We start from the raw sequence: 24,516 nt of genomic DNA, 5'->3' as shown, positions 1-24,516 counted from the left end.
AAGTAGCGTGTAAAATGGCAAAAGAAAAAAATAAGGAATTAATAGACCATATCGTCGACAAAATGAAAGCTCATGAGCTTCCTTATTCGGAAGGTGCATGGGAAAAATTTGCGTCACATGATGTATCTCTTGTTTCTAAGAAGCAAACGAACTGGAAGTATTGGAGTGCAGCTGCTGCTGTGCTGCTCTTTGCTAGTGCTTCATTTTTGTATTTAAATCAATCCGCTGTCAATCATGGGGCAATTGTTGCAAACTTACCGGTAGAGACAAAATTGGATACAGATAAATTAACTGTTGAAACAAATACTGTTGAAACAAATAAGGATGATACCCCTATTTTGAAATTAGATCATTCACCGAAACAGCTTATTGATGCTTCTTCTGATCAACGTAGCATAGTCAAAGACAAAATTGAACATGCTATTGCTTCTATCGATCATCTTTTGGAAGCGACTACGCAAATTTTCACAGATAATGATGTAAAACAAGAACCAGTTGATATGACTTCTAAAAGTGGTAACGAACTTGTTGAGGTTAAGAAGCAAGAAGTTAAAAATAATAATCTAGCGCAAAATACTAATACCGTTAGAAAAGAGAGAGAAGGAAACAGTTCTATTGCTCAGAAATTGGAAAAACTGGGTTCTATATTCAATTTGAATTCCGATAAACATGATTTTGCATCTGCCATAAAGAAGTGGGAGGTAGGCGCATTTGTGGCTCCGTCTTCAACAGTCGATAAGATGAGTATGGGGGGGGGATTAAGTTTAGCGTACCAAATTACCGATAAGATCAGTATACGTTCAGGCGTTTCTATGCAGCAGTATGGGGCCGGAGTAGATCGACAAAATAACTTAGGAGCAGTGCAGTCAGCTGGCATGGCGTTTAATGATGCTGTTTCTAATAGTCCTGTCATGAAAAATAATGAATCTTTACTTTTGGCTAGACAAACTGTCGATAAAGAATTAAGTGCTGTTAATAATAAACTTTTAACGATTGATATTCCGGTAGATGTGCGTTATCATGTAAGTAAATCATTCTACACTTCCGTTGGGGTGTCCTACGTGGGGGTTTTGGATCAGACACAAGAAAATTATTTTGTAAATGGCATCAATGAGAATACTTCGGCTAATAATGGTCAGGCGGTATCTTCTCCTGAAAACGTTAAACAAACATTTAAAGGAAGTGCTGTAAATACGAATGATTTTAATGGATTTGTTAATCTCTCCATTGGAAAAAAGATGACAGTAGGTAAGAAGTTGTCCATAGCCGTAGAGCCATTTGTCAAACTTCCTGTTGGGGGTCTTAAATCTACTGACTTTAATTATACCAATGGAGGTTTAAAGGTTGTAACGAGTTTTTAAAGCAGATCAATACGAACAGCACCCATTCCAGCAGCCAAAGCTCCTTGTACTCCTGGGATTCCGTCCTCGTAAACTAAACACTTAGCAGGGGCAACCTGAAGCTTTTCGGCCGCTAATAAAAATGGCTCAGGCGATGGTTTTCCATTAGGAGTATCACCGGCACACACCAAGGTTTCCAATTTATCAAGTACTCCAAGGACGGTTAGTGTGATGTTTAATGTTGATCTGGTTCCTCCAGAAACAGCCGCAATACGTTTCTTTCCAATCTGGTATTTTAGATGTTCGACAACATAATCAATAGGTTGTGTCTGCTGGATGAACTGTTCTATAAAGATGGCTGATTTTCTTTTTGAAAATTCATGAACATCAAAAGTGGTGTTATAGCGGATACAGATTTCTTTTGCAACAGCTATGGTTGGCCATCCTGCGGTTTCGTCGATTAGACTATCATCCAACAGGACATTGTATTCTGCTGCTGTAGCTACGTAGGCTGCTTTATGCGCACTTATATTGTCAGCTAAGGTTCCGTCGACATCAAAAAGTAAGGCGTCGTATGGTTCTGCTATTTTATTGAGTTTGTTGAATTTCTCTATTGATTCGGGTGACATATCTGATTATTGAAGGTACAAATTTATAAAAAAAGCTAGTCTTAACGACTAGCTTTTCTTCTTTGTTTCTCTTTAATGATTAACCCCAGCTCTCGGCCTGTTTGACCAGCTACTGATGTGTTTTCTTGTGCTCTACGGAATAAATAAGGCATAACAGCTTTTATCGGTCCGTAAGGCATATATTTTGCAACGTTGTAGTTTGATTCAGATAAATTAAATGTTAAATTATCTGACATACCCAACAATTGTGCGAAAAATATACGGTCGCTTCTATGATCTATTCCACGTCTGTCAAGCTCATTTGCTAACAAAAGACTACTTGCTTCATTGTGTGTGCCTGCCATAACACCAAAGCGATCGATATGATCCAGTATGAAATGAATAGCGGCATCGTAATCTTTGTCTGTTGCTTCTTTTGTAGGTTGAATAGGAGATGGGTAACCTTTTTCAGCTGCTCTCTGTCTTTCAATTTCCATATAGGCACCACGTACGATTTTTGCACCTAAAAAGAAGTTTTGTGTTTTTGCATAATCAAAATCAGCTTTTAAAGAGGCTAGTTTATCATGTCTGTACAATTGATAGGTGTTGTATACAATAGGTTGTTCTTTATTGTATTTTTCCATCATATCGCGGGCTATGTCATCAATGGCATCTTGAATCCAAGAGTGTTCAGCATCAATTAATACTTTAACATTAGCTTCGTAACAGGCTTTACAGATTTCATCACATCGATCGTACATTCTGTTGTACTCTGCTTGCTCTGCTTCTGTTAACGTTTCGTTTGCGTTTACTTTCTCAAATAATTCGAAACGGCCAAGCCCTGTAGGTTTGAATACTGAAAAAGGGATGTATTTATTTGTTTTTGCAGCAACTACTGTGCGTAATGTTTCTTTAAAAGTAGCATCAAATGCGGCCTCAGTATCTTCTCCTTCTACAGAATAATCCAGGATTGTACCGACATTGTTTTCTCCTAGGTGATTGATTGCAGATGTACAACCTTCAATTGTTTCGCCACCGCAAAACTGTTTGAAAATGGTTGACTTAATGATTCCTTGGATAGGTAGTCCGATATTTAGAGCAAAATTAGTAATTGGAGGTCCGACTTTTACTAAGAAATTACTTGCTATTACTTTATACAGTAAATAAGCACGATCTAAATCTTTATCGGTTTTACTTTTGAATGCAATTTCTGTATTATCAAAAGATAGTTTTCTGGGTTCAGCAATCTGTGTCATTATTTTAATCTAATCCACACAAATGTACTAAATTCAAAAATATTACCACTTATTGATTAGGAGATTCCTGAAATATTAACTTATTTTTGCTTTATGCAAACATTCAAAATCGAAGGAGAATATATTCCGTTAATTCAGTTACTTAAAGCTTTAAATTGGGTAGAGCATGGTGCTATGGCTCAGCTAGTTGTTACTGAGGGGATGGTGACCGTTAATGGTCAGGTAGAGTATAGGAAAAGAATGAAAGTTAGACCCGATGATATCGTCGAGTTTGAGGGTCAACAAGTAAAATTGGTATAAGATATAACAAAATTTGTTTATAAAAAACGTAAACTGAATCCATTAGAAATGCAATTTATAGAAAGTTTAGGCTATCAAGTAGTCTTTGATGACTCATTACAGTCTCTAAAAACCTTTATACAGGAACGAAATTACTCAAAGATTTTTGTCTTAGTTGATCGCAATACCAATGATAACTGTATGCCTGTTGTACAGCCAATTTTAGCTGAATTGGGAAACTACGATGTGATTGAGGTTGATCCTGGTGAAGAAAATAAGAATATTGATTTCTGTATCGGTGTATGGAAAACAATGCTTGACTTTGGGGCTGACAGACATAGTCTGTTGATTAACTTAGGTGGTGGTGTGGTCACGGATATGGGGGGATTTGCGGCTTCTACTTTTAAACGTGGTATTGACTTTATTCAGATTCCGACAACATTATTGTCTCAAGTGGATGCATCGGTAGGTGGTAAGACGGGAATAGATTTAGATAATTATAAAAATATAATCGGGACTTTTACGCAGCCGCAGGCTGTCTTTATCGCTAGTGTGTTTTTGAAAACATTGGAAAGAAGACAGTTGGTTTCTGGTTTTGCGGAGGTTATCAAGCACGGATTAATTTTTGATGGGGCGTACTATAATAAGGTTAAAAATTTGGATGTTTCGGATATAACGACCGAGCATGTGAGACATTCCGTTGGGGTTAAAAACACGGTCATAACCCAGGATCCAACAGAAAAGGGTTTACGGAAAATCTTAAATTTTGGGCATACTATTGGTCATGCAATAGAAGGTTATTCTTTACTTCATGATGAACATTCGTTGCTACATGGCGAGGCTATTGCTGTCGGTATGATTTGCGAAGGCTATCTGTCACATAAATTGAATGGTCTTTCATTAGAAGAATTAGAGGATTTAATAACAACGTTTAGAAAGAATTTTGCTGATTATCAATTTGATGATTCTATTGATCATGAATTGTTGAGTTTAATGAATAATGATAAGAAAAATCATTCTAATCAGATTGGTTTCGCTTTATTGAATAAAATTGGTTCTTGTGATTATGATATTTTTGTTACGGAAGACTTAATTATAGAAAGTTTAGATTTTTATCGTAATTTAATCGCATAAACCTGACAACATGATGTGCAGCATAATTAAAAGAGTATCATTTCTCTTCACTATTTTCTTTGTTACCCAATTGAGTGCGCAGGAAAGAATTTTGATTTTTTCAAAAACTACTGGATTTAGACATGAAAGTATAGAGCATGGGGTTGCTGTTTTAAAGCAATTGATATCTTCAAAAAATATGCTAGTAGATCATTCTGAGGACAGTCAATTGTTTACGGATTCTATTCTTTCGCGATATGATGCTTTAGTTTTTCTGAGTACAACGGGTGATATTTTTAATGAAAGTCAAAAAGCTGCTTTTGTCCGTTTTATTCAATCAGGTAAAGGTTTTTTAGGTATACATGCTGCAAGTGATACGGAATTTAACTGGCCTTGGTACGGACAACTTGTGGGGGGGTATTTTTCTTCACATCCGGCCGTTCAGGATGCTCAAATCCGGGTTGTAAACCAGAAGCATCTTGCGACAAAGCATTTACCAAAGATATGGTTTCACCGCGATGAATGGTATGATTTTAAGTCGGTAAAGGAGGGGCTTCATATTTTGATGGATTTGGATGAAACAAGTTACAAAGGGGGAAAGATGGGGAAATTTCATCCGATAGCGTGGTATCAGGAATTTGATGGAGGCAGATCATTCTATACGGGATTAGGTCACACCTTAGAGGCTTTTGATGAGGAAAAATTTCAGACCCATGTTCTGGGAGGTCTCCGATATGTCCTGAAAAAGAAATAAAAATAGGTCAGTCTAGTTAGGCTGACCTATTTTGTTTAATAAGCAATTGTATATTTGGCACCTAAGGAATACCAGGTACCTGGCATGGGTACAGCTCCGGCTTCTATATATTTGACATTAAATAGATTTTGCGCGTCAACATAAAGATTTAACTTGTCGATTTGACGTGCTAAACGTACGTCTGAAATAAAGTACGATTTGTAAGATAAACGTTCGTTAAAACGATTGGCAGTGGTAAAACTCCAATCCCTGTGACTTATAGTAAAGTTTAGGTTTGCCTGATTTCTTAGGCTTTCAATAGTGTACTTTGATAAATTATTTTCTGTAGTATTATTTTTTATTCTGGGATTCAAATAGCTGTATCCGATAACAGCATAATACTTTGTAATGGAATTCTGAGGATTAATATTAATACGGAAATTGACGTTAAATCCCTGGACTTCATTATTGTCCATGTTTTGAGGCTGCCAAGGCTCAGTGTTCAGATTACGTGTCCAATCAATAAAATCATTAATTGTTCTATAAAAATATCCTGCCTGTGCAATAACATTTCCACTGGTATATTTTATAGCTCCTTCAACTTGTTTTGCTCTTTCGGCTTGAAGTGAAGAATTTCCAATGTTTGCAGGTCTCTGATTTAAGTAAAGATCTGTAAATGAGGGTATCCTTTGGCTCGATCCTGCATTAAAAATCAATTTCCAATGATTATTGATATCATATCCAAGATCTATTCCAGGGAAAACCTGCCAGTTGTAGTCACTGTTATAATTGAGGTAGGTACCTACATTAATAAATAAATTTTTGATCATTTCAGTTTTAAATTCGACATAAGCACCATAATTCTCGCGGCTGTGCTTACCGATGTTTGAACTGTTGATATTTTCGAATCTGCTTTCAACTCCAAGGCCGAATGAGCCATAATTTTGTTCGTATGTGGCATTTAATTCGGCCATAAAGGCATTGTTGTAGTGCTGGCTTCTTGCTTTGCTCAGGTCATGTCTGAAATAACGGTAATCATCCTCGTTGTATCTGTTCGAAATTCTAGGAGATATCGTTAGTGCATTGGATAGTTTATGTTTGGACTGTATAGTTGCAAAAGCTGTTTTCACCAATTCGTAGGATTCTTTGTCTCCGGGGGCAGCATAATATCCGTTGGCTCCAAATTGATTGTCAATATACCCGAATGAGGTCGATATATTATTTAGAGAGTCGGGTGCATACGCTCCTTGGTAATAGATTTTATTGTTTTTTGAAGCTGTATTATAGCGTTGACCATTGGAATCTTCATGGCCTAAATACAGCTGCTGACTGAATTGTGCAATTTTATGGGTAAATCCCAATTGAAAACCCTTGCCGTAATATTTTCCGTTTTGTGTATCCTCACTGTTTTTAAAAGAAGTGCCGGTATACGCCTGTGCACTGATCAGATTTTCTGAGACTGTTTTTGTGACAATATTAATAGCCCCGGTTAGGCTGTTGATTCCATAAATACGGGATGCTGGTCCTTTAATGATCTCGATCCGTTCAATAGCGTCGGTAGGAATGGGAAGATTAAGGGAGTGATGGGCAGTTTGTGGATCTGATATTTTTGCTCCATTTAGTAGGATCAAGGTCTGTTCAAATGATCCGCCATCGATTGTGACGTCTGCCTGTGAACCGAAAGGACCTCTTTGGCGGATATCCACACCATTAATATAAGCTAAAAGTTCATTAACAGACTTTGCGGGAAGACGTTTAATATCTTCTTGCGTTATAATTTGAATGTTTCTGGTCTGCTTAGAGAATGGAATCTGTAGACGGTTCTGATTAATGATAACTTCATTTAAATTTGTAGTATCTTTTAAAGTTAACGTCTTATTATTAGTTACTTCTTGACTAAAAGCATAAGAATATCCAATTAAGGATAATGCTAATAGCGTTAAATTCTTACTCATTATGGCTCTTCTTAAAATTTACCGGACAAAAGTAGGTATGTATTGTTTAATTGCAGGGTGCCAGTTTTTAATAAGTATATAGTCCGGTTGTTTTATAGTTCTTCTCTGCCCATATTTTTTTTATTATTGATATCAAGGGGCTGGTCATCTATCGTTACTTTTTGTAGATTTTTGAGGTCTGGTTGTCCGGCCTCAACCCAAGCAGAATACCAGAATGACCCCACTTGTTGTATAGCACTAGCCATTCTTTTTTCAACCATGCCATTGAGGGCAGTATGATAGGCCCTGGCATATTCATCGGAATAGGTTCTGATCAGTAGATTATTTCGCTCTATAAAGGAATATTTTTGATGTTTTGAAAAAGATTTATCCAGTTGTTTTTCAAGTGCAAGTACTGAGTCAACAAGCAAGTTACTTTGTTTGACGATATTCCAGGAGGTATGCAATGGATCTTCAATAAATTTTGCTGGACCTTTTATAAATGAATACTCTTTGACAAACATTTCGGGTAAACGACTTTCCCAAAATGCATGTATTCCAATTTGGTTGGTTAATTGTCCGTTATAATTTTTGGTTGTATGTAAAGGAACATGAGCATCACCAATATAGTGCCCTAGGTCTGCAGAATGACGGATGATTTGTCTAATATCTTTGAATTTAAATGCTTTGACGAGTTTATGGTAGGAAAATGATATTTGCCAAGGGACAATTCCATTTAACAAGAGCTGTTTTTTCTGATATTTTTCTTTGGCTTTTGTCCAGTGAATGGGGATCGAGTCAATCGAGGGCTCGTTATAATCATCAATATCGATATAATGGCGGGGCGATTCAAGGCTATCTATATAGCATCTTTTATCTGCGTCTACGGCTTTTGAACTAATTAAGAGAATATTTTTCTTATAAAAGGAAGCTAATGTTGGAGGAAGGGTATAAACGGCATATTCATTAATTTTTTTATGTGCAAAAAATCCCCATGAGCTACATATTATAAATATAATAAATAAAGAGATTATAATTGATAATCCTTTCATGTTGAAACAATTTGTTAATAAATAGTAAGTTACAAAATATCCTTCGCATTTTTAAATGTATTCTTTATTAAGAACAAAAAACGTAACCTAAATTTAACTTTATTGTCATGAAAAATTTTTATTTTGCCGATAAATAATCGCGAAGTTTATGAAAATACTTTATGCGGTACAGGGTACAGGTAATGGCCACCTCAGTCGAGCGATGGATGTTGTGCCTTGTTTACGTAATTTTGGAGAGGTTGATGTTTTGGTGAGTGGAATCCAAGCGGATTTAGTTTTACCGTTTGAAGTGAAATATCGCCTGCATGGTTTGAGTTTTATTTTTGGGAAATCAGGAGGGGTAGATCTCTGGAAGACATTTATGAGTTCTACTGTTCGTAAATTTACACAAGAAATCAAATCACTTCCTATAGATCAGTATGATCTTGTTATTAATGATTTTGAACCCATATCTGCCTGGTCTGCTCATATGAAGGATTTTCCCTGTATTGGTTTGAGTCATCAGATCGCAGCGTTAGATGCTTCCAGTCCCAAACCAGATGAGACGGATATGCTGGGTAAATTTATTATGAAGAATTATGCCCCCACGGCGCATGCTTACGGTTTTCATTTTAAAAGCTATAATAAGAACATTTACACTCCTGTCATTCGTAATTCCGTGCGCGAGCTGGATGTTCAGGATAAGGGGCACTATACTGTTTATTTACCGGCCTATGATGATGCACATCTGTTGAAACATTTAATGAAATTTCCAGATATCAGTTGGCAGGTTTTCAGTAAGCATAATTCGCGGGCTTTTGATATGAAGAATGTGGCGATACGTCCTATTAACAATGATGCATTTATTGCTAGTATGGCAAGTTCTTCGGGAGTGCTATGTGGGGCTGGATTTGAAACCCCAGCGGAGGCATTGTTCCTTCAAAAGAAATTGTTGGTGGTTCCAATGAAAAATCAGTATGAGCAACATTTGAATGCTGCGGCACTGGAAGAGATGGGTGTACCCGTTATTTCGAGCTTAAAACAAAAAAATATGCTATCTATAGAGGCTTGGCTAAATAGTAAATCGCGAGTTGTTGTCGATTATAAGAACAATACTCAAGAAATTATTACTAATATTGTGTCAAAACATACTTAAAATTATATGAAATATATTGCTTTGGCATTATTGTCTTTGGCTACACTATCTGTAACGGCACAACAAAAAAAGAAAACTGTAAAGAAAACAACAGCTGTTAAACCATTATTAGCGACTAAAACAGACTCCGTGTCATATGCTTTTGGACGTGACATTGGTGGTACATTGAAAAATTTGGAGATTACAAATTGGAATAAAGAGTTAATCGGTAAAGCAATAGTTAGTGCTCTTGATGGTCAAAATTCTTTGATTGAAGAAGATCAATTGCGCATGGTTATCCAAAGCGCAGTTACCGAAGCGAGAGAAATAAAGGAGAAAGAAAATCTTGCCAAAGAGCAGGCTTTTTTTACAGAAAATGCTAAAAAAACAACTGTAAAAACTACGGAAGAGGGTTTGCAGTATGAAGTATTGGTAGAAGGCACTGGGGAAAAACCGACTCGAGAAAACGAAGTAACAGTACATTATACAGGAACTTTATTGGATGGAAAGAAATTTGATAGTTCATTAGATCGTAATGAACCTCTAAAAATGAAATTAGATCGCGTGATTGAAGGCTGGAAAATAGGTGTTCCTTTAATGTCTAAAGGAGCAAAATATCGTTTTTATGTACCAAGTAAATTAGGATATGGAAGTCAAAACATGGGTGTTATTCCTCCCAATAGCATTTTAATATTTGATATTGAGTTATTGGATTTCGTGAAGGATGCAGTATAATAAGTTAGGTAAATCAGCAATCGAGGTTTCCAGTATCGGCTTGGGGTGCATGTCTTTGAAAGGTAGTAAACACAAGCAGGGGGTTGAAATTATTCGTAAAGCTTTTGACAGCGGTATCAATTTTTTTGATACTGCTGACTTATATGAAAAAGGATTTAACGAGATGCTGGTAGGGGAAGCGGTACAGGACTTTAGAAAACGCATTGTTTTATCTACAAAAGTTGGAAATAGCTGGCGAGCCGATGGAAATGGATGGGATTGGAAAGCATCAAAAAGTTATATCGTGAAAACTGTTGAGTCATCTTTGTCTCGATTAAAAACAGATTATGTTGATCTTTACCAGCTTCATGGTGGTACCATTGAAGATCCTATTGATGAAATTATCGAAGCTTTCGAATTACTGGTTAGTGCGGGCAAAATTCGAACTTACGGTTTGTCTTCTATTCGTTCTAATGTTATTCGCGAGTACGTAGCAAAATCTAATATCAGTGCCGTTATGATGCAGTACAGTTTATTGGATAGACGTTTAGAGGAAGAAATGGGAGCTTATTTATTGCATCATCGTATTTCTGTTCTAGCAAGAGGTGCAGTAGCAAAAGGGATGCTGATCAATAAACAAGCTGAGAATTTTTTGCAATATAGCTCAAGTGAAGTACAGCATATCATTCGCAATCTACATGCATTTGCAAAAAAACACCATGTTAATAATCTGACTGTGGCACTTTCTTTTGTTCTTTCGAATGAGGCGGTTACTGCTGCTTTACTGGGTATAAATACACCCTTGCAATTAACGGAATTGATACAGATTAAAGAGCAAGTCCGTTCCTTAACAGGAGCAGAGAAAATAGAGTTACTAAGCGGTGTTCGTGCATTGTATTTTACAGAACACCGTTGATCTAGGATGTGAAGTACATATGTATAATACGTTCTAAATCTTCTTGTGTGTCTACAGCGATTGTTTCATGCTCTGTTTCTGCTGTTTGAATAGTGTATCCGTGCTCTATCCAGCGCAGTTGTTCAAGAGCTTCTGTCTCTTCTAAAATACTGATAGGCAATTGCGTTAACTCTTTTAAAACATCAGTTCTATAGCCATAGATTCCGATATGTTTAAAATAGTTATGTTTTGATAACCAATTCTTCTGTTCGATTCCTCTTAGATAGGGGATGGTCTGTCTTGAAAAATAGATTGCTTGTCCGGCAATATTGCGAACCACTTTTGGTATATTTACATTAAACAGTTCGTCTTCTGTATGGATTTTTTTGACGAGTGTGGCAATCTGTGTTTCTTCCTTATCGAAGCAGGATGCTAGCAACTCGATCTGTAACGGATTGATGAAGGGTTCATCACCCTGTATGTTGATGACGATATCAAATCCACTTACCTTGGCTATAACTTCTGCACAGCGGTCTGTTCCTGACTGATGCGAAGAGGCGGTCAGGATGACATTTCCTGCGAAGCTCTTTACATGTTCAGCTATTCTGTCATCATCTGTCGCAACGATTACTTCATGTAAACAGCTCGTATTTTTAACTTGTTCATAGACACGCTGAATCATGGATTTACCACCAATATCAACTAATGGTTTACCAGGGAATCTGGAAGAGGCATAGCGTGCTGGAATAATACCGATTACTTTCATTTTTTCAGTTTTAAAAGTAAAGCCAGTCTTGCATTAAAACTGGCCTTTCAATGATCTAAATTTTTTGATTAAAACAAACCAAATAATTGCGATTCAATTTTTTCAACGATAGTACCTAAATCTTCCGGGTTTTTCGTGAAATCTAAATTATCTTTATCAAGAACCATTAATTTACCATCCTTATAATTATCAATCCATTTATCGTATTTTTCATTCAATTTAGATAAATAATCCAATCGAATTCCGGATTCATAATCACGACCACGCACTTGAATATTATTAACAAGTGTTGGAACGGAAGCCTTCAAGTAAATTAATAGATCTGGAGGTTTGATATAATGGATGATACTCTGGAAAATATTGCTATAATTTTCAAAATCTCGCGCACTCATTAAGCCCATATCGTACAAGTTTTCGGCAAAGATGTATGCATCTTCATAAATTGTACGATCTTGGATCATATCAATATTTGTTTTTTGCAATTCAACAATTTGTCGAAAACGACTATTTAAGAAAAAGATCTGCAAATTGAATGACCAACGTTTCATATCAGCATAAAAATCCTCTAAATAAGGATTGTTATCTACCGCTTCAAATTGAGGTTCATATTTGAAATGATCCGCTAATAGTTTTGTTAAGGTTGTTTTTCCGGCACCAATATTTCCGACAATAGCAATATGCATATTTTTGGGTTTTAAATCTTAATAAAATCTTTTAATGCCAATGATTTCACGTACTTCTTTCAATGTTTTACGTGCTGATTCACTCGCTTTTTCAGCGCCTAATTTCGCTACTTTAGCAATATACGCATCATCATTTGAAATATCTTCAATGCGTGAGCGTACAGGCTCTGTTGCAATGACCATATCTTCTGCTAACTGTTTTTTAAAATCACCGTAACGAATAGCGCAATTGTTATATAGATCGTTAAAATGTTCTAATGTATCGGGTGCTGACACAACTTTCATTAAATCAAAAAGATTTTGAACAGCTTCTGGTTTAGGTTGGTTCATTTCCGTTGGACCAGAGTCAGATACAGCACGCATTACTTTTTTACGAATTACATCCGCACTATCGGACAAGTAAATACAATCTGCCTCACCATTGGATTTACCCATTTTTCCTTGTCCCGCTAAACCAGGGATTTTAACTAATTTATCTGAATAGGTAAAAGCAAATGCCTCTTTGAAATAATCGACATCGTATAAACGATTAAAACGGTTACCAAATGTTCTGGTCATTTCTAAATGTTGCTCTTGATCTTTACCAACAGGAACTTTTGTGCCATGGTGAATTAAGATGTCGCAAGCCATCAAAACAGGGTATGTTAACAGTCCTGCATTCACATTATCAGGATTGCTGCGCACTTTATCTTTAAAAGCAGTAGCGCGCTCCAGCTCTCCCAGATATGCGTTCATATTCATATACAAATAAAGTTCTGCTACTTCAGGTACGTCAGACTGGACATATATCGTTGATTTTTCAGGGTCTATACCTGCAGCAAGATATTCAACAATCACTTGACGTACGGTGCTTTGCAGACCGTGAGGAGTTGGGTGCGTAGTTAAAGAGTGTAAATCGGCTATGAAGAAATAACAATTATATTCATTTTGCATTTTCACAAAATTGCTCAATGCGCCGTAATAGTTTCCTAAATGTAATTTTCCGGTACTTCTAATACCACTGACAACAGTTTCCATATTGCTTGCCAATTTACGGATAAATTCCCTAAATATAGTTCTAAGAATTTTTTCTTTTGCTTTTTTTTGCGATTAAAAAATGGATTGCTAGCAATTAAATTATAGCAAAAGATTTAACGGTTAACAATATGAAAGAGTAGGTCCGCTGCTAATTTAGCAGTACGATTGTCAATATCGTACGCCGGATTAAATTCTGCGATATCTATACTTATTAATTTTTCTGAAGAAATGATTAGTTGAAAAATTTCTAAGAAAAAAGCATCAGGCTGGATTCCGTTATGGGCCAATGCACTAACTCCTGGTGCACAGCTTGCAGCAAAAACATCTAAATCGACGGTTAGGTAGAGGTAATCTATTCCTGCTATAAATGACTCAACTTGTTGGATAATTGCCTCGCTATTTGCCTTGTGAAAATGTTGAGCTTCTATCCAGTTTATCTGATAATCTTTTACCGCATCAAATAAAGCTTGTGTATTGCTGATTTTTTGTATTCCGATAGGGAGGTAATTGATTTTTTCTTCTTGCTGTGCAATTTGGTAAAAACCTGTACCGGAAGTTGCAATTTCCTGTTCTGGTTTTCGGATATCAAAATGGGCGTCAAAATTAATGATCCCGAGTTTATTGCGGGAATACGACTTGAGTCCTAGATAATGACCAAAAGTAACTTCATGACCACCCCCTAATACCATTGGAAAGCCTCCGCGTTGCAGTATAAGTTGGATAAAATAGCCAAGAGATTCTTGCGCATTTTCCAGTTGATGGTCGGAACAATAAACGGTCCCGGCATCAACGAGTTTCGTTTTTTTATCTCGAAATACTGGCAGGTTTGACAATGCTTTTATTAAAACTTCTGGTCCTTTTGCCGCACCTGTTCTTCCTAGGTTTCTTCTAACACCTTCATCGCAAGCAAAACCCAGTATGACATAGCAATCCGTAAGATCCTGTTCATTATTAAGATCGATACATGTGATTACCTGATGCCAACGCAGATGTTCTTCGCTTGTCCCATCTATACGTCCTGTCCACATTTTTCTATCTGCCGGAGTATAATGTTTCTGGTTTTTAGTTTTCATAATCCTTGAAAATTTGGTTCATCGTGTCTGTATCAACAAGATTTGCTAGGGTTACTTTCAACGTAGTAGTACGTTTTAATTCTACTTCTATAGCCTGTCTTGCGGTGTCATTTTGAGCCCATGCTCTGCGGGCAATACCATTATTAACATCGTAAAAAAGCATATTTTCAAGTTTTCTGTCTGCATCTTCGGAACCGTCAAGTAATAAGCCGAAACCACCGTTAATCACCTCGCCCCAACCAACTCCACCACCATTATGGATAGAAACCCAAGTAGCGCCTCTAAAGCTGTCACCGATTACATTATGAATGGCCATATCGGCTGTGAATTTACTGCCGTCATAAATGTTACTTGTTTCCCGGTATGGTGAGTCTGTTCCACTTACATCATGATGATCTCTGCCCAAAATAATCGGACCCTTTAGTTGACCATTTCTTACCGCAAGATTAAATGCTTTAGCAATTCGAATTCTACCAATAGCATCAGCATATAGAATCCGGGCCTGTGAACCGACAACCAGTTTATTTTGATCTGCTTGTTCAATCCACTTGATATTGTCAGCTAATTGCTGTTTAATCTCAGGGTATGCTGTCTTTTTTAATTCCTGAAGTGCCTCAAGTGCGATATGGTCTGTTGTCTTTAAATCTTCTGGATCTGCTGTCGAACATACCCAGCGAAATGGACCAAATCCATAGTCAAAACACATGGGACCTAAAATATCCTGTACGTAAGATGGATATCGGAAGTCAATACCATTACTCGCCAATACAGCGGCTCCTGCGCGACTACTTTCAAGTAAGAATGCATTTCCATAATCGAAGAAATAAGTACCACGCGCGACATGGGCATTAATAGCGTCGACGTGACGGACTAAGGATGCCTGAACTTGTGCCTTAAATACATCGGGCTGTTCTGCCATTAGCTTATTTGATTGTTCAAAACTTAGTCCGATCGGGTAGTAACCTCCGGCCCAAGGGTTGTGTAATGAGGTTTGGTCAGATCCAACTGAAATATAAATATTAGCATCTAGGAATGCTTCCCATATTTCTATTATATTGCCTATGTAGGCTATGGCGATAATTTCTTTATTTTTAATAGCTTGTTGAACGCGTTCTATGAGATCGTCCATGTTCTCCATTAAGATGTCCACCCATCCTTGTTTATGCCGTTTGCGAGCAGCGGCAGGATTAACCTCTGCACATACCGTGATGCACCCTGCAATATTTCCCGCTTTAGGTTGTGCACCACTCATGCCTCCAAGACCTGATGTTAAAAAGACTTTCCCGTGGATTGTATCTTCTTTTGACAAATGTTTTCGGAAGGCATTCATAACTGTGATCGTGGTACCATGTACGATTCCCTGTGGTCCGATGTACATATATGAGCCCGCCGTCATTTGGCCATATTGTGTAACCCCCATTGCATTAAAACGTTCCCAGTCATCGGGTTTGGAATAATTGGGAATCATCATGCCGTTTGTAATGACAACCCTTGGAGCATCTTTTGAAGATGGGAATAACCCCATTGGATGGCCACTGTACATATGTAGGGTTTGTTCGTCATTCATTTGGGCCAAGTATTGCATTGTAATTAAATACTGTGCCCAGTTCTGAAAAACAGCTCCGTTTCCACCATAGGTAATGAGTTCGTGAGGATGTTGCGCTATTTGTGGATCTAGGTTATTTTGTATCATTAACATGATGCTACGCGCCTGTAGGCTGTTTCCAGGATACGCTTCAATTGGTCTAGCATACATTTCGTAGGTAGGGCGGAAGCGGTACATGTAGATTCTGCCAAATAGCATCAATTCCTCTAAAAATTCTTTTCCAAGTTCTACATGCCACTGCACTGGAAAATAGCGTAATGCATTTTTAATGGCTAATTTTTTTTCATCTTCCGATAGAATATCCTTTCGCTTAGGAGCATGACTTATGTTTTTATCATAAGAAACTTTAGGTGGTAGACTAGTTGGTATTCCTTGTAGAATTTCTTCTTTAAATATCATGATTCTTTTCCTTTCGTATAGATATTAATTCCCTTTTTCCATACCTGATCAGGTTTTAGTGTTCCTTGCATGTATGTAATATTTTGATAATTATTGGTTTTGTAAATAGCAAAATCTGCAAGTTCACCTGGCTGTAGACGACCACGGTCCGTCAGATTTAAAGCTAATGCAGCCCTAAATGTTATTGCAGCGAATACTTCAGCATTGGATAATTTTTCTGTAGTAGCTAAAATCGTCGCTTGGGTCATTAATTGTCCCATTGGAGCAGATCCGGGATTCCAGTCAGTGGCAATGGCTAAGCTAGCGCCTTGATCAAGAAGTTTTCTGGCAGGGGTAAATGCACATCCAATTCCGATTGATGCACCTGGTAAGGCGACGGCAACGGTATTGCTATCGGCCAGAAGTTTAATTTCTGTTTCATGTGATGCCTCTAGGTGATCTGCACTAATTGCATTATACTGAACCGCAACTTTCGATCCTGACGTGGAAAATTGATCTGCATGTACCGTGATATCAAAACCCATTTTCTGCGCCTTAGTAAAGTAATTTTGAATATCGTCGGCAGAAAAGGCGCTTTGTTCGATAAAAGCATCAATTCTATTGGAAAGCTGCTCTTCTTTTAATATAGGGAATAGTTCAGATGCTATTTCTTTAAGATAGTCTACTGCAGTGCCTTCATAGTCTTTGGGCTTCATATGTGCTGCTAAGCAAGTTGGAATGAGATCAACGGCTATGGATTCTTGTGCTTTTTTTATAGCTCGCAGTATTTTTAACTCTTCTTTAACAGATAAACCATAGCCACTTTTCACTTCAATGGTGGTGATACCTTGTTTTATAAGTGCCTTTGAACAGTTGATAATATTTTTGATCAGTTCAGCTTCACTTGCATTTCGGGTATGTTGTACTGTGCTCCAGATACCTCCACCAGCTTTTGCAATTTCGAGGTAACTGACACCGGCATTACGCAGGGCAAAATCATTAGCTCGATTCCCTGCAAAAGCAATATGTGTGTGACAATCGATATAGCCGGGAACACAAACAGTCTCCTCTTCTATGATTACTAAAGTTGCATCATGAGCATGATTCTCCCTTAAACCATCGTAATTACCAATAGCTGTTATTTTTCCATTTTCCGTTAGTATACCAGCGTGTTCTTTAATTACGAGTTGCTGGTCTGAAAGCGCTCCTTTAACCGGAACATTTGCCAATGATAACAATTGTGAGAAAGGACCTATTAATTTTTTACCCATAGTTTAATAGTTGTTGAAATATTCCTGATGAACACCGTGATAAGGTATACCTTGCTTATGTGCAATTTGTTTTGCTTCTGTAATCAAAGTTCCCGAAGAAATAAGCTGTTGAGCAGCTTGAAGTATCTCTTCCATAATTTGATCTTCTTTGATATGTGGAATCGATTTTCTGATCTTTTGGTGTACAGCCTCAATGATAGGCGTTGACTGTAGCGGTCTGTGAAAATCAAAAGCCTGGGCCGCACAAATAAGTTCTATACTTAATATTTTACTAACATTATTGATGACCTGCAATAATTTTCGGGCACCGATGGATCCCATACTCACATGATCTTCCTGACCTAAAGAAGTAGGTATGCTATCTGCACTGGATGGAAAACAAAGCCCTTTATTTTCACTTGCTAATGCTGCTGTACTATATTGTAAGATCATAAATCCAGAGTTCAGGCCTGTTTCTTTGAGGAGTAGTTTTGGTACATTGGGCGTATCGCCTTCTAGTGACAGATATACACGTCTATCGGAAACATTGCCGATTTCTGATATCGCCAATGTTGCATAATCAATAGGAAGTGCAATTGGCTGTCCATGGAAACTACCGCCACTAATGGTTAGTTCGCTGTCGATGATGATCGGATTATCGGTTACGGCATTAATTTCAACTTCTATGGTTTCTTTTAAATGAAGCCATGCATTGCGAGAAGCTCCATGTATTTGTGGAATGCAGCGTAAAGAATATGGATCTTGAACACGAGAACAGTTTTTATGTGATGTAACAATTTCTGAGGTCTCTAATAAGTTGAAGATCGTACTTGCTACATATTTATTTCCTTTGTATGGTCTCAGTTCATGCAATTGTGGAAAGAAAGGTTTAATGGATCCATTTAGCCCTTCAATCATCAATGTGGCAACCAAATCTGCATTATCTAAGAGATTTTGCATTTCCACGACCGCTTTTACGGCATGAGCTGCCATAAACTGGGTTCCGTTAATGAGTGCTAATCCTTCTTTGGCTCCTAACGTAATCGGGCTGGTGTCAAATCGTGTTAATATTTGAGCTGTTGGAAGAATTTCACCTTTATACCAGACTTTTCCTAATCCTATTAAAGGTAAAAATAAGTGCGAAAGAGGGGCTAGGTCTCCAGAGGCACCCACTGATCCTTGTTTAGGAACCACTGGAACGATATCCTGATCAATAAACCATAGAATGCGCTCTAACGTGCTTAGTTGAATACCTGAATATCCTTTTGCTAAGGCATGCGCTTTTAAAATTAACATTAATTTAGACAATTGCTGATCGATGGGCTCTCCTATACCTACTGCATGGCTTTTTAGAATATTTTCTTGTAGTTTTTTAGTATCTGCAGGATTTATCAGCGTAGTACAAAGTGGACCAAAACCTGTGTTTATACCATATACTATTTTACCGGAATCAACAATTTCTTGAACATATTGTGCACTTTGAACAACTTTTTTTACTGTTTTTTCAGTTAATTGACCTTTAATATTTCCATTCGCTATCTGAATTGCTAGCGAGCTGGTCATGGTATCTTCGCCGTACTGAAATTTTTTAGTTTTATTTACCATTAGAATAAATTATTATGTTGATTAAGGATCGTCAAAATCTGTCTATCCTTTCCATTTGATTTATACATTGCTTTTTAAGAGGGAGTGACCATTATTACACTTTTGCATTTTGAACTATTTATACATGAATCGTACTTAATTATTTAGAAAAAGTTGCCTGTGTATTGGTTTTGTTTCCTAAACGTTCTATCGTGCGTATAGCTGTTAATCTCATTCCGTTATTTCAAATTTAACTCCTATATTTAATAATTATAAATACCAATTTTGGCAAGTATTGATTACTATGAGTTATCAAATAGAATTAAGGCATCTGTATTATTTTAAAGTTTTGGCAGAGGAGTTACATTTTAGAAAAGCGGCAGAAAGGCTTTATATTTCTCAACCTGGCTTATCTCGTCAGATTAAACAGATGGAAGATATTTATAGAGCAACTTTATTTGATAGAGGGAAACGGTATGTTCGACTTACAGCAGCAGGCTTTTACCTAAAAAAGGAGGTTGATATTTTATTTAATCAAATGGATAAAATAGCTCGTGAGCTTCGTGTTATGGGATCAGACGATATCACTGAACTTCGTCTTGGGTTTATCGGTTCAGCAGTACAATCTATTCTTGCTAAAGTACTGGTTCGATTAAAACAAGATTTTCCTGCAGTTGAGGTGGACTTACAGGAGCTTTCTAATGAGATGCAGATTACCAAGGTGTTGAAGGAAGAACTTGATTTTGGACTCGTGCGTTTGGATAATTTTCCAAATGGGATTCGTCATATCGCAATCATCAAAGAACACTTTTCGTTGGTTATTCCTCACGATTATCCCATTCAGACGGCAAATTTTAAAACATTAAATGATTTTAAAAATGAACTGTTTATTCTGTTTTCCAAAGATTATAGTCATTCTTATTATGATCTGGTGATGAGTATTTTTAGAGATGCTTCATTTGAACCGCATGTTGCTTTGCGGACGGTAAATGCTTTGACAATTTTCAATCTTGTAGAGCAGGGTTTGGGTATTGCAATTGTACCGGCATCTTTAAAAAAAGGATATACTTCTAAAGTAAATTTTATTGATTTAAACCATATTGAACAGCGAACCACTTTATCATTAATCTATAATGCGAATGTAAATCATGCAGGAATTGATCTGTTTTTAAATGTTATTCAGAAGGAATTGAATTTATCGGATGAAGATTAAACTATAAAAGTCCATACTAAATCAGTATGGACTTTTATAGTTTAATCGTGTATGGCTATTCAGCGGTGTTTTAATGAGCACTACCAACTAATACATATCCGAAGAATTCTCTAAACGAGTCGGGGTTGTCCACTGTTCCTCGTTCGGAAATAAGTTTTATGTTGATATTGTTGTTTTTTGCTTTTACTTTAAATTCATCTAAATACTCAATGATATCGTAATCTAATATTTTGGTTTTGCGCACGTCTAATTCTAAGTAAGAACCAGGCTGTAATCCATCTAATTCTTTTACGATCGCTCCTCTATTGACAAAAGTTACCTCTTCTGCAAAATTCATATGAAAAACGTTTCCTTCCTTGACCAGCATAACATGGGAATTATTATAGGATTTGATAAGTGACACAACTACTGCTACAACTAAACCGACAATAATACCTTTAAGGAGATCTGTAGTGAGTATACCAACTACTGTGACTACAAATGGAATTAATTGATCTTTTCCTAATTTTTTCATGTCCAAGAATTGTTTTGGGTTGCCTAATTTGTAACCGATAACCAATAGGATTGCTGCTAAAACTGCATTAGGGATTAAATTAAGGAATGCAGGAATGGAGATGACACTGAGTACAAGCAAGAGACCATGAACAATAGTTGATAGTTTTGACACTCCACCACTCATCGCATTAGCTGATGAGCGAACGATAACTTGTGTAATAGGAAGCCCACCTATTAAACCTGAAAATGAATTACCTATTCCTTGTGCTATTAGCTCTCTGTTGGTTGGTGTCTGACGTTTTAGTGGATCTAATTTATCGGTAGCTTCTACGGATAATAAGGATTCTAAAGAGGCTACAATGGCGATGGTAAATGCAATTTGCCATACCATTGGATTTGCTATTCCATTTGCGAAATCGGGTATTGTAAATTGTCCCAGGAAGTCGGTTACTGTTTCAGGTACAGGTACTTTGACCAGGAGGTCCTGATCAATAGAAAATACTTCATGGTTTGTATCTCCAATCGTGATCTGGTAAATAATACCAACAATTACAGCAATAAGGGAGCCTGGTAACAATTTGAAGAAGTTGGATTTTTTACCAAGAAAATTATCCCATATAATAAGTATGGTTAAGGAAATAATTGTCATGATTATAGCTCCGGTAGTAATATAAGATGCATCAAAATTTTTGAACGAAAATTTCTCTGTGTATCCGAATGCCAACGGAATCTGTTTTAGGAAAATAGATATACCGATAGCGCATAACATACCCTTAATAACGGATGAAGGGAAGTAATATCCAATTACGCCTGCTTTTAATAATCCAAGAACAATCTGTATTAAACCGGCTATAACCACTGCGACTAAAAAGATATTGTATGCCCCTAGGTCTGTGATAGCGGTATAGACGATGACCACTAGGCCTGCCGCTGGTCCTGATACTCCTATGGTAGATTTTGATAGCAGTCCTACAAGGATACCGCCTATAATTCCCGCGATAATTCCGGAGAAAACAGGCGCCCCACTCGCCAGAGCGACTCCTAAACAGAGTGGTAGAGCAACAAAAAACACAACAATACTCGCCGGGATATCTTTTTTCCAATTTTGTAATAGGTTCATAATTAAGAGTGTTTAATGTATTCTTATCATACAACTATCGTTCCTGAGAAAGGTTTTAAAAAGCAATAAAATTTATGTCGGGAGGTATTATGATTTATAAAGAGTGGGGGGCAGATTTTCATTCCTGTGTCAAGTTTTTTTTTCTGGTAGATGTGTTTTTAATATTCGATGGTAGCTCTTAAATCGCCTAAAGAGTTGTGTTTTATCGTAATATTAGTGGTTTTAAGTGTTTTTGAGCAATGGACATCATAATTTTAAGGATGTATCGGTCTGTTTTAAAATCAGTTCTAATTCTATTTATTATAGCTATTATCAACGATGGGTGAGATAACTCATTTAAATTTTTTTATCTTTATGCCCAAACTAAACCAAGGTGAGGGAGGAAGCATATGCCAGTCAAAATACCAGATAATTTGCCAGCTATTGAGCTATTAAAAAAAGAAAATATTTTTGTGATGAGTGATCTTAGAGCCAACGAACAGGATATCCGTCCGATGAAGGTTCTAATTTTGAATTTAATGCCTTTGAAAATTACAACAGAAACTGATTTTATCCGGTTGCTGTCTAATAATCCTTTGCAAGTAGAAGTGGAGTTTTTGAGATTAGATACTCACATGTCTAAAAACACACCTCAAGAACACTTGGAAATGTTCTATAAATCGTTTTCTGCAGTGGAAGATCAGTACTATGATGGGATGATCATTACAGGTGCTCCAGTAGAGATGATGCCATTTGAAGAGGTTAACTACTGGGATGAAGTGACTCGTATTTTTGATTGGGCAAAAAAGCACGTGACGTCTACACTTTATATTTGTTGGGCATCGCAAGCGGCACTTTATCATTTTTACGGCGTTGAAAAAACACCATTATCGGAGAAACTGTTTGGAGTATACAAACATACTACTTTAGATAAAGCTAATCCTCTATTTAGAGGTTTTGATGATGAGTATTTTATCCCGCACAGTAGACATACGACAATTTTAAAATCTGAAATTGAAGATAAACCAGAAATTGAGCTTTTGTCTGAATCTCCTGAAGCAGGTCTTGCGATACTATCATCACGAGGTGGACGTGAATTTTATTTAACTGGTCATTCAGAATATGCTCCACTTACTTTACATACTGAATATATGCGTGATGTGGAGAAAGGATTAGAAATTGAGGTGCCAGATAATTATTATTTAAATAATGATCCAGCACAGTCACCATTAGTAAGGTGGTCTGGTCATGCGAATTTGCTATTTAATAACTGGTTGAATTACTATGTTTATCAAGAGACTCCTTTTGATTTAAATGAACTTGAATCTTTGGAAGAAATTAAGAGACAAAATTAATATTAGCTTTTAAGCTATCATGAGCAAGCTCGATATTGTACTGTATAATAGTGCGGTACAAGATCGAGCTTTAATTTCTTTATAGCAGGATGTTTCGGATCTGTTATGAAAAATAAACTTCTATTTATAATTAGCATAATTTTTTAGCTTCATTCCAATAAATATCCATTTCTTCCAGTGTCATGTCTTGGAGATTTTGTCCATTTTGATTAGCTCTTTGCTCAAGGTAGGTGAAGCGGCTAATGAATTTTTTATTGGTTCGTTCCAGTGCATTTTCAGGATTGATGCCAATGTGACGTGCATAATTGATTAATGAAAAAAGCAAATCACCAAATTCGGCCTCAGCCTTATTTAAATCTGACTCTTCGGGTTTATTAATGTCATATTCAGCTTTGAACTCCGCTAGTTCTTCTTCTACTTTTGCCCATACTTCTTTTTTATCTTCCCAATCAAACCCTACACCACGTACCTTATCCTGTATGCGATAGGCTTTAACTAAAGCAGGCAGACCTTTAGGTACGCCGGATAAAACAGATTTGTTTCCTTCTTTTAATTTGAGGGTCTCCCAATTCTGTTTCACCTGTTCTTCATTTTCTACATCAATATCGCCATAGACATGGGGATGACGGCTGATTAATTTATCGCAAATGCTATTGAGTACATCTACTATCGTAAAACGGTTTTCCTCTTCTGCTATACGTGCATAAAAGATCAGGTGCATCATAACATCTCCTAGTTCTTTTTTGATTTCGGGGTAATCTTCATCTAAGATAGCGTCTGTAAGTTCATACAACTCTTCGATGGTTAGATGACGTAAGGACTGCATGGTCTGTTTCTTATCCCACGGGCAAGCTACGCGAAGTGTATATAAAACATCCAATAAACGTTGAAAAGCCGTAGCAGGAGTAGACTCAATTGCAGGAATGGGGTGACTCATATTGAAAAATTTAGATCAAAAT

Annotated in this window: 22 protein-coding genes; 9 read left to right on the top strand and 13 right to left on the bottom strand. The window is 36.9% G+C overall.

Annotated elements, in window-relative coordinates:
- Positions 1 to 14: 14 nt before the first annotated feature.
- Positions 15 to 1,361: a hypothetical protein gene (locus M2265_RS06520; protein ID WP_132771363.1), complete on the top strand. Its 1,347-nt coding sequence runs from the start codon at positions 15 to 17 to the stop codon at positions 1,359 to 1,361.
- Here M2265_RS06520 and M2265_RS06515 read toward each other — a convergent pair.
- Positions 1,358 to 1,969 (bottom strand): HAD family hydrolase, encoded by a 612-nt coding sequence (locus tag M2265_RS06515; RefSeq protein ID WP_132771364.1) that lies wholly within the window; start codon positions 1,967 to 1,969, stop codon positions 1,358 to 1,360. The genes M2265_RS06520 and M2265_RS06515 overlap by 4 nt on opposite strands.
- A 41-nt stretch (positions 1,970 to 2,010) precedes the next feature.
- Entirely contained in the window at positions 2,011 to 3,204 is a 1,194-nt protein-coding gene (locus M2265_RS06510; RefSeq protein ID WP_132771365.1) for a proline dehydrogenase family protein, read from the bottom strand.
- 93 nt (positions 3,205 to 3,297) lie between these two features.
- Between M2265_RS06510 and M2265_RS06505 the strand changes: the two genes are divergently transcribed.
- From M2265_RS06505 to M2265_RS06495, 3 genes are read left to right on the top strand one after another with little or no spacing between them, the layout of a single operon-like run.
- Positions 3,298 to 3,504 carry an RNA-binding S4 domain-containing protein gene (locus M2265_RS06505; RefSeq protein WP_132771366.1) on the top strand — a complete coding sequence of 69 codons (207 nt, stop codon included), beginning with the start codon at positions 3,298 to 3,300 and terminating at the stop codon, positions 3,502 to 3,504.
- A 48-nt stretch (positions 3,505 to 3,552) separates the two neighbouring features.
- Positions 3,553 to 4,617, top strand: a complete 1,065-nt coding sequence (aroB, locus tag M2265_RS06500; protein WP_132771367.1) for a 3-dehydroquinate synthase — start codon at positions 3,553 to 3,555, stop codon at positions 4,615 to 4,617.
- Positions 4,618 to 4,627: 10 nt separating this feature from the next.
- Complete coding sequence (locus tag M2265_RS06495) at positions 4,628 to 5,350, top strand: ThuA domain-containing protein (protein WP_132771368.1); 723 nt, start codon at positions 4,628 to 4,630, stop codon at positions 5,348 to 5,350.
- 35 nt (positions 5,351 to 5,385) lie between these two features.
- On the opposite strand, the gene M2265_RS06490 is transcribed toward M2265_RS06495, so the two are convergent.
- Together M2265_RS06490 and M2265_RS06485 are read right to left on the bottom strand one after the other, a co-directional pair.
- A complete protein-coding gene (locus M2265_RS06490; RefSeq protein ID WP_132771369.1) occupies positions 5,386 to 7,284 on the bottom strand; it encodes a TonB-dependent receptor plug domain-containing protein in 1,899 nt (632 codons plus the stop codon).
- A 92-nt stretch (positions 7,285 to 7,376) separates the two neighbouring features.
- The gene (locus tag M2265_RS06485) at positions 7,377 to 8,315 is read right to left on the bottom strand and encodes a zinc dependent phospholipase C family protein (RefSeq protein ID WP_132771370.1); all 939 of its coding nucleotides are present in this window, start codon (positions 8,313 to 8,315) and stop codon (positions 7,377 to 7,379) included.
- Between the two features lie 148 nt (positions 8,316 to 8,463).
- Between M2265_RS06485 and M2265_RS06480 the strand changes: the two genes are divergently transcribed.
- Genes M2265_RS06480 through M2265_RS06470 form a run of 3 tightly spaced genes read left to right on the top strand, consistent with a single transcriptional unit; the run spans position 8,464 to position 11,059 of the window.
- Positions 8,464 to 9,450: a glycosyltransferase family protein gene (locus tag M2265_RS06480; RefSeq protein WP_021188742.1), complete on the top strand. Its 987-nt coding sequence runs from the start codon at positions 8,464 to 8,466 to the stop codon at positions 9,448 to 9,450.
- Positions 9,451 to 9,456: 6 nt separating this feature from the next.
- Positions 9,457 to 10,164 carry an FKBP-type peptidyl-prolyl cis-trans isomerase gene (locus tag M2265_RS06475; RefSeq protein ID WP_132771371.1) on the top strand — a complete coding sequence of 236 codons (708 nt, stop codon included), beginning with the start codon at positions 9,457 to 9,459 and terminating at the stop codon, positions 10,162 to 10,164.
- Entirely contained in the window at positions 10,154 to 11,059 is a 906-nt protein-coding gene (locus M2265_RS06470) for an aldo/keto reductase (RefSeq protein ID WP_132771372.1), read from the top strand. Before M2265_RS06475 ends, M2265_RS06470 begins: the two co-directional genes overlap by 11 nt.
- A 1-nt stretch (position 11,060) precedes the next feature.
- Here M2265_RS06470 and kdsB read toward each other — a convergent pair whose 3' ends face one another.
- From kdsB to hutH, 7 genes are all read right to left on the bottom strand, one after another.
- Positions 11,061 to 11,804, bottom strand: coding sequence for a 3-deoxy-manno-octulosonate cytidylyltransferase (kdsB, locus tag M2265_RS06465; protein WP_132771373.1), 744 nt, complete (start codon positions 11,802 to 11,804; stop codon positions 11,061 to 11,063).
- A gap of 68 nt (positions 11,805 to 11,872) precedes the next feature.
- The gene (locus M2265_RS06460) at positions 11,873 to 12,487 is read right to left on the bottom strand and encodes a deoxynucleoside kinase (protein WP_021188747.1); all 615 of its coding nucleotides are present in this window, start codon (positions 12,485 to 12,487) and stop codon (positions 11,873 to 11,875) included.
- A gap of 18 nt (positions 12,488 to 12,505) precedes the next feature.
- Positions 12,506 to 13,504: a tryptophan--tRNA ligase gene (trpS, locus tag M2265_RS06455; RefSeq protein ID WP_132771374.1), complete on the bottom strand. Its 999-nt coding sequence runs from the start codon at positions 13,502 to 13,504 to the stop codon at positions 12,506 to 12,508.
- Between the two features lie 113 nt (positions 13,505 to 13,617).
- Complete coding sequence (gene hutG / locus M2265_RS06450; RefSeq protein WP_132771375.1) at positions 13,618 to 14,577, bottom strand: formimidoylglutamase; 960 nt, start codon at positions 14,575 to 14,577, stop codon at positions 13,618 to 13,620.
- Complete coding sequence (locus tag M2265_RS06445; RefSeq protein ID WP_132771376.1) at positions 14,567 to 16,582, bottom strand: urocanate hydratase; 2,016 nt, start codon at positions 16,580 to 16,582, stop codon at positions 14,567 to 14,569. The genes hutG and M2265_RS06445 overlap by 11 nt, the downstream gene beginning before the upstream one ends.
- The gene (gene hutI / locus M2265_RS06440) at positions 16,579 to 17,832 is read right to left on the bottom strand and encodes an imidazolonepropionase (protein WP_132771377.1); all 1,254 of its coding nucleotides are present in this window, start codon (positions 17,830 to 17,832) and stop codon (positions 16,579 to 16,581) included. Before hutI ends, M2265_RS06445 begins: the two co-directional genes overlap by 4 nt.
- A gap of 3 nt (positions 17,833 to 17,835) precedes the next feature.
- Positions 17,836 to 19,416, bottom strand: a complete 1,581-nt coding sequence (gene hutH / locus M2265_RS06435) for a histidine ammonia-lyase (protein WP_132771378.1) — start codon at positions 19,414 to 19,416, stop codon at positions 17,836 to 17,838.
- Between the two features lie 283 nt (positions 19,417 to 19,699).
- Here hutH and M2265_RS06430 point away from each other — a divergent pair, with 283 nt between their 5' ends.
- Positions 19,700 to 20,608 (top strand): LysR family transcriptional regulator, encoded by a 909-nt coding sequence (locus M2265_RS06430; RefSeq protein ID WP_021188752.1) that lies wholly within the window; start codon positions 19,700 to 19,702, stop codon positions 20,606 to 20,608.
- A gap of 70 nt (positions 20,609 to 20,678) precedes the next feature.
- Here M2265_RS06430 and M2265_RS06425 read toward each other — a convergent pair whose 3' ends face one another.
- A complete protein-coding gene (locus tag M2265_RS06425) occupies positions 20,679 to 22,223 on the bottom strand; it encodes a SulP family inorganic anion transporter (RefSeq protein ID WP_132771379.1) in 1,545 nt (514 codons plus the stop codon).
- Positions 22,224 to 22,612: 389 nt separating this feature from the next.
- On the opposite strand from M2265_RS06425, the gene metA reads away from it, so the two are divergent.
- The gene (metA, locus tag M2265_RS06420) at positions 22,613 to 23,557 is read left to right on the top strand and encodes a homoserine O-acetyltransferase MetA (RefSeq protein ID WP_132771380.1); all 945 of its coding nucleotides are present in this window, start codon (positions 22,613 to 22,615) and stop codon (positions 23,555 to 23,557) included.
- 130 nt (positions 23,558 to 23,687) lie between these two features.
- On the opposite strand, the gene mazG is transcribed toward metA, so the two are convergent.
- Entirely contained in the window at positions 23,688 to 24,494 is an 807-nt protein-coding gene (gene mazG / locus M2265_RS06415; protein ID WP_132771381.1) for a nucleoside triphosphate pyrophosphohydrolase, read from the bottom strand.
- Positions 24,495 to 24,516: the final 22 nt, after the last annotated feature.

It is taken from the genome of Sphingobacterium kitahiroshimense (genome assembly GCF_025961315.1).
Taxonomy (GTDB): Bacteria; Bacteroidota; Bacteroidia; order Sphingobacteriales; family Sphingobacteriaceae; genus Sphingobacterium; species Sphingobacterium anhuiense.
Note: the sequence above shows the minus strand (reverse complement) of the source record. Positions and strands in the feature narration are given on the sequence as shown.

What these genes read in the sequence shown, in the direction of transcription:
- M2265_RS06520 (WP_132771363.1), top strand. Translation starts at nt 15, where the DNA reads ATGGCAAAAGAAAAAAATAAGGAATTAATAGACCATATCGTCGACAAA.
- M2265_RS06470 (WP_132771372.1), top strand. Translation starts at nt 10,154, where the DNA reads ATGCAGTATAATAAGTTAGGTAAATCAGCAATCGAGGTTTCCAGTATC.
- M2265_RS06445 (WP_132771376.1), bottom strand. Translation starts at nt 16,582, where the DNA reads ATGATATTTAAAGAAGAAATTCTACAAGGAATACCAACTAGTCTACCA.
- M2265_RS06515 (WP_132771364.1), bottom strand. Translation starts at nt 1,969, where the DNA reads ATGTCACCCGAATCAATAGAGAAATTCAACAAACTCAATAAAATAGCA.
- hutH (WP_132771378.1), bottom strand. Translation starts at nt 19,416, where the DNA reads ATGGTAAATAAAACTAAAAAATTTCAGTACGGCGAAGATACCATGACC.
- M2265_RS06490 (WP_132771369.1), bottom strand. Translation starts at nt 7,284, where the DNA reads ATGAGTAAGAATTTAACGCTATTAGCATTATCCTTAATTGGATATTCT.
- metA (WP_132771380.1), top strand. Translation starts at nt 22,613, where the DNA reads ATGCCAGTCAAAATACCAGATAATTTGCCAGCTATTGAGCTATTAAAA.
- M2265_RS06505 (WP_132771366.1), top strand. Translation starts at nt 3,298, where the DNA reads ATGCAAACATTCAAAATCGAAGGAGAATATATTCCGTTAATTCAGTTA.
- M2265_RS06460 (WP_021188747.1), bottom strand. Translation starts at nt 12,487, where the DNA reads ATGCATATTGCTATTGTCGGAAATATTGGTGCCGGAAAAACAACCTTA.
- M2265_RS06495 (WP_132771368.1), top strand. Translation starts at nt 4,628, where the DNA reads ATGATGTGCAGCATAATTAAAAGAGTATCATTTCTCTTCACTATTTTC.
- M2265_RS06475 (WP_132771371.1), top strand. Translation starts at nt 9,457, where the DNA reads ATGAAATATATTGCTTTGGCATTATTGTCTTTGGCTACACTATCTGTA.
- kdsB (WP_132771373.1), bottom strand. Translation starts at nt 11,804, where the DNA reads ATGAAAGTAATCGGTATTATTCCAGCACGCTATGCCTCTTCCAGATTC.
- M2265_RS06425 (WP_132771379.1), bottom strand. Translation starts at nt 22,223, where the DNA reads ATGAACCTATTACAAAATTGGAAAAAAGATATCCCGGCGAGTATTGTT.
- aroB (WP_132771367.1), top strand. Translation starts at nt 3,553, where the DNA reads ATGCAATTTATAGAAAGTTTAGGCTATCAAGTAGTCTTTGATGACTCA.
- M2265_RS06430 (WP_021188752.1), top strand. Translation starts at nt 19,700, where the DNA reads ATGAGTTATCAAATAGAATTAAGGCATCTGTATTATTTTAAAGTTTTG.
- M2265_RS06485 (WP_132771370.1), bottom strand. Translation starts at nt 8,315, where the DNA reads ATGAAAGGATTATCAATTATAATCTCTTTATTTATTATATTTATAATA.
- M2265_RS06510 (WP_132771365.1), bottom strand. Translation starts at nt 3,204, where the DNA reads ATGACACAGATTGCTGAACCCAGAAAACTATCTTTTGATAATACAGAA.
- hutG (WP_132771375.1), bottom strand. Translation starts at nt 14,577, where the DNA reads ATGAAAACTAAAAACCAGAAACATTATACTCCGGCAGATAGAAAAATG.
- mazG (WP_132771381.1), bottom strand. Translation starts at nt 24,494, where the DNA reads ATGAGTCACCCCATTCCTGCAATTGAGTCTACTCCTGCTACGGCTTTT.
- M2265_RS06480 (WP_021188742.1), top strand. Translation starts at nt 8,464, where the DNA reads ATGAAAATACTTTATGCGGTACAGGGTACAGGTAATGGCCACCTCAGT.
- trpS (WP_132771374.1), bottom strand. Translation starts at nt 13,504, where the DNA reads ATGGAAACTGTTGTCAGTGGTATTAGAAGTACCGGAAAATTACATTTA.
- hutI (WP_132771377.1), bottom strand. Translation starts at nt 17,832, where the DNA reads ATGGGTAAAAAATTAATAGGTCCTTTCTCACAATTGTTATCATTGGCA.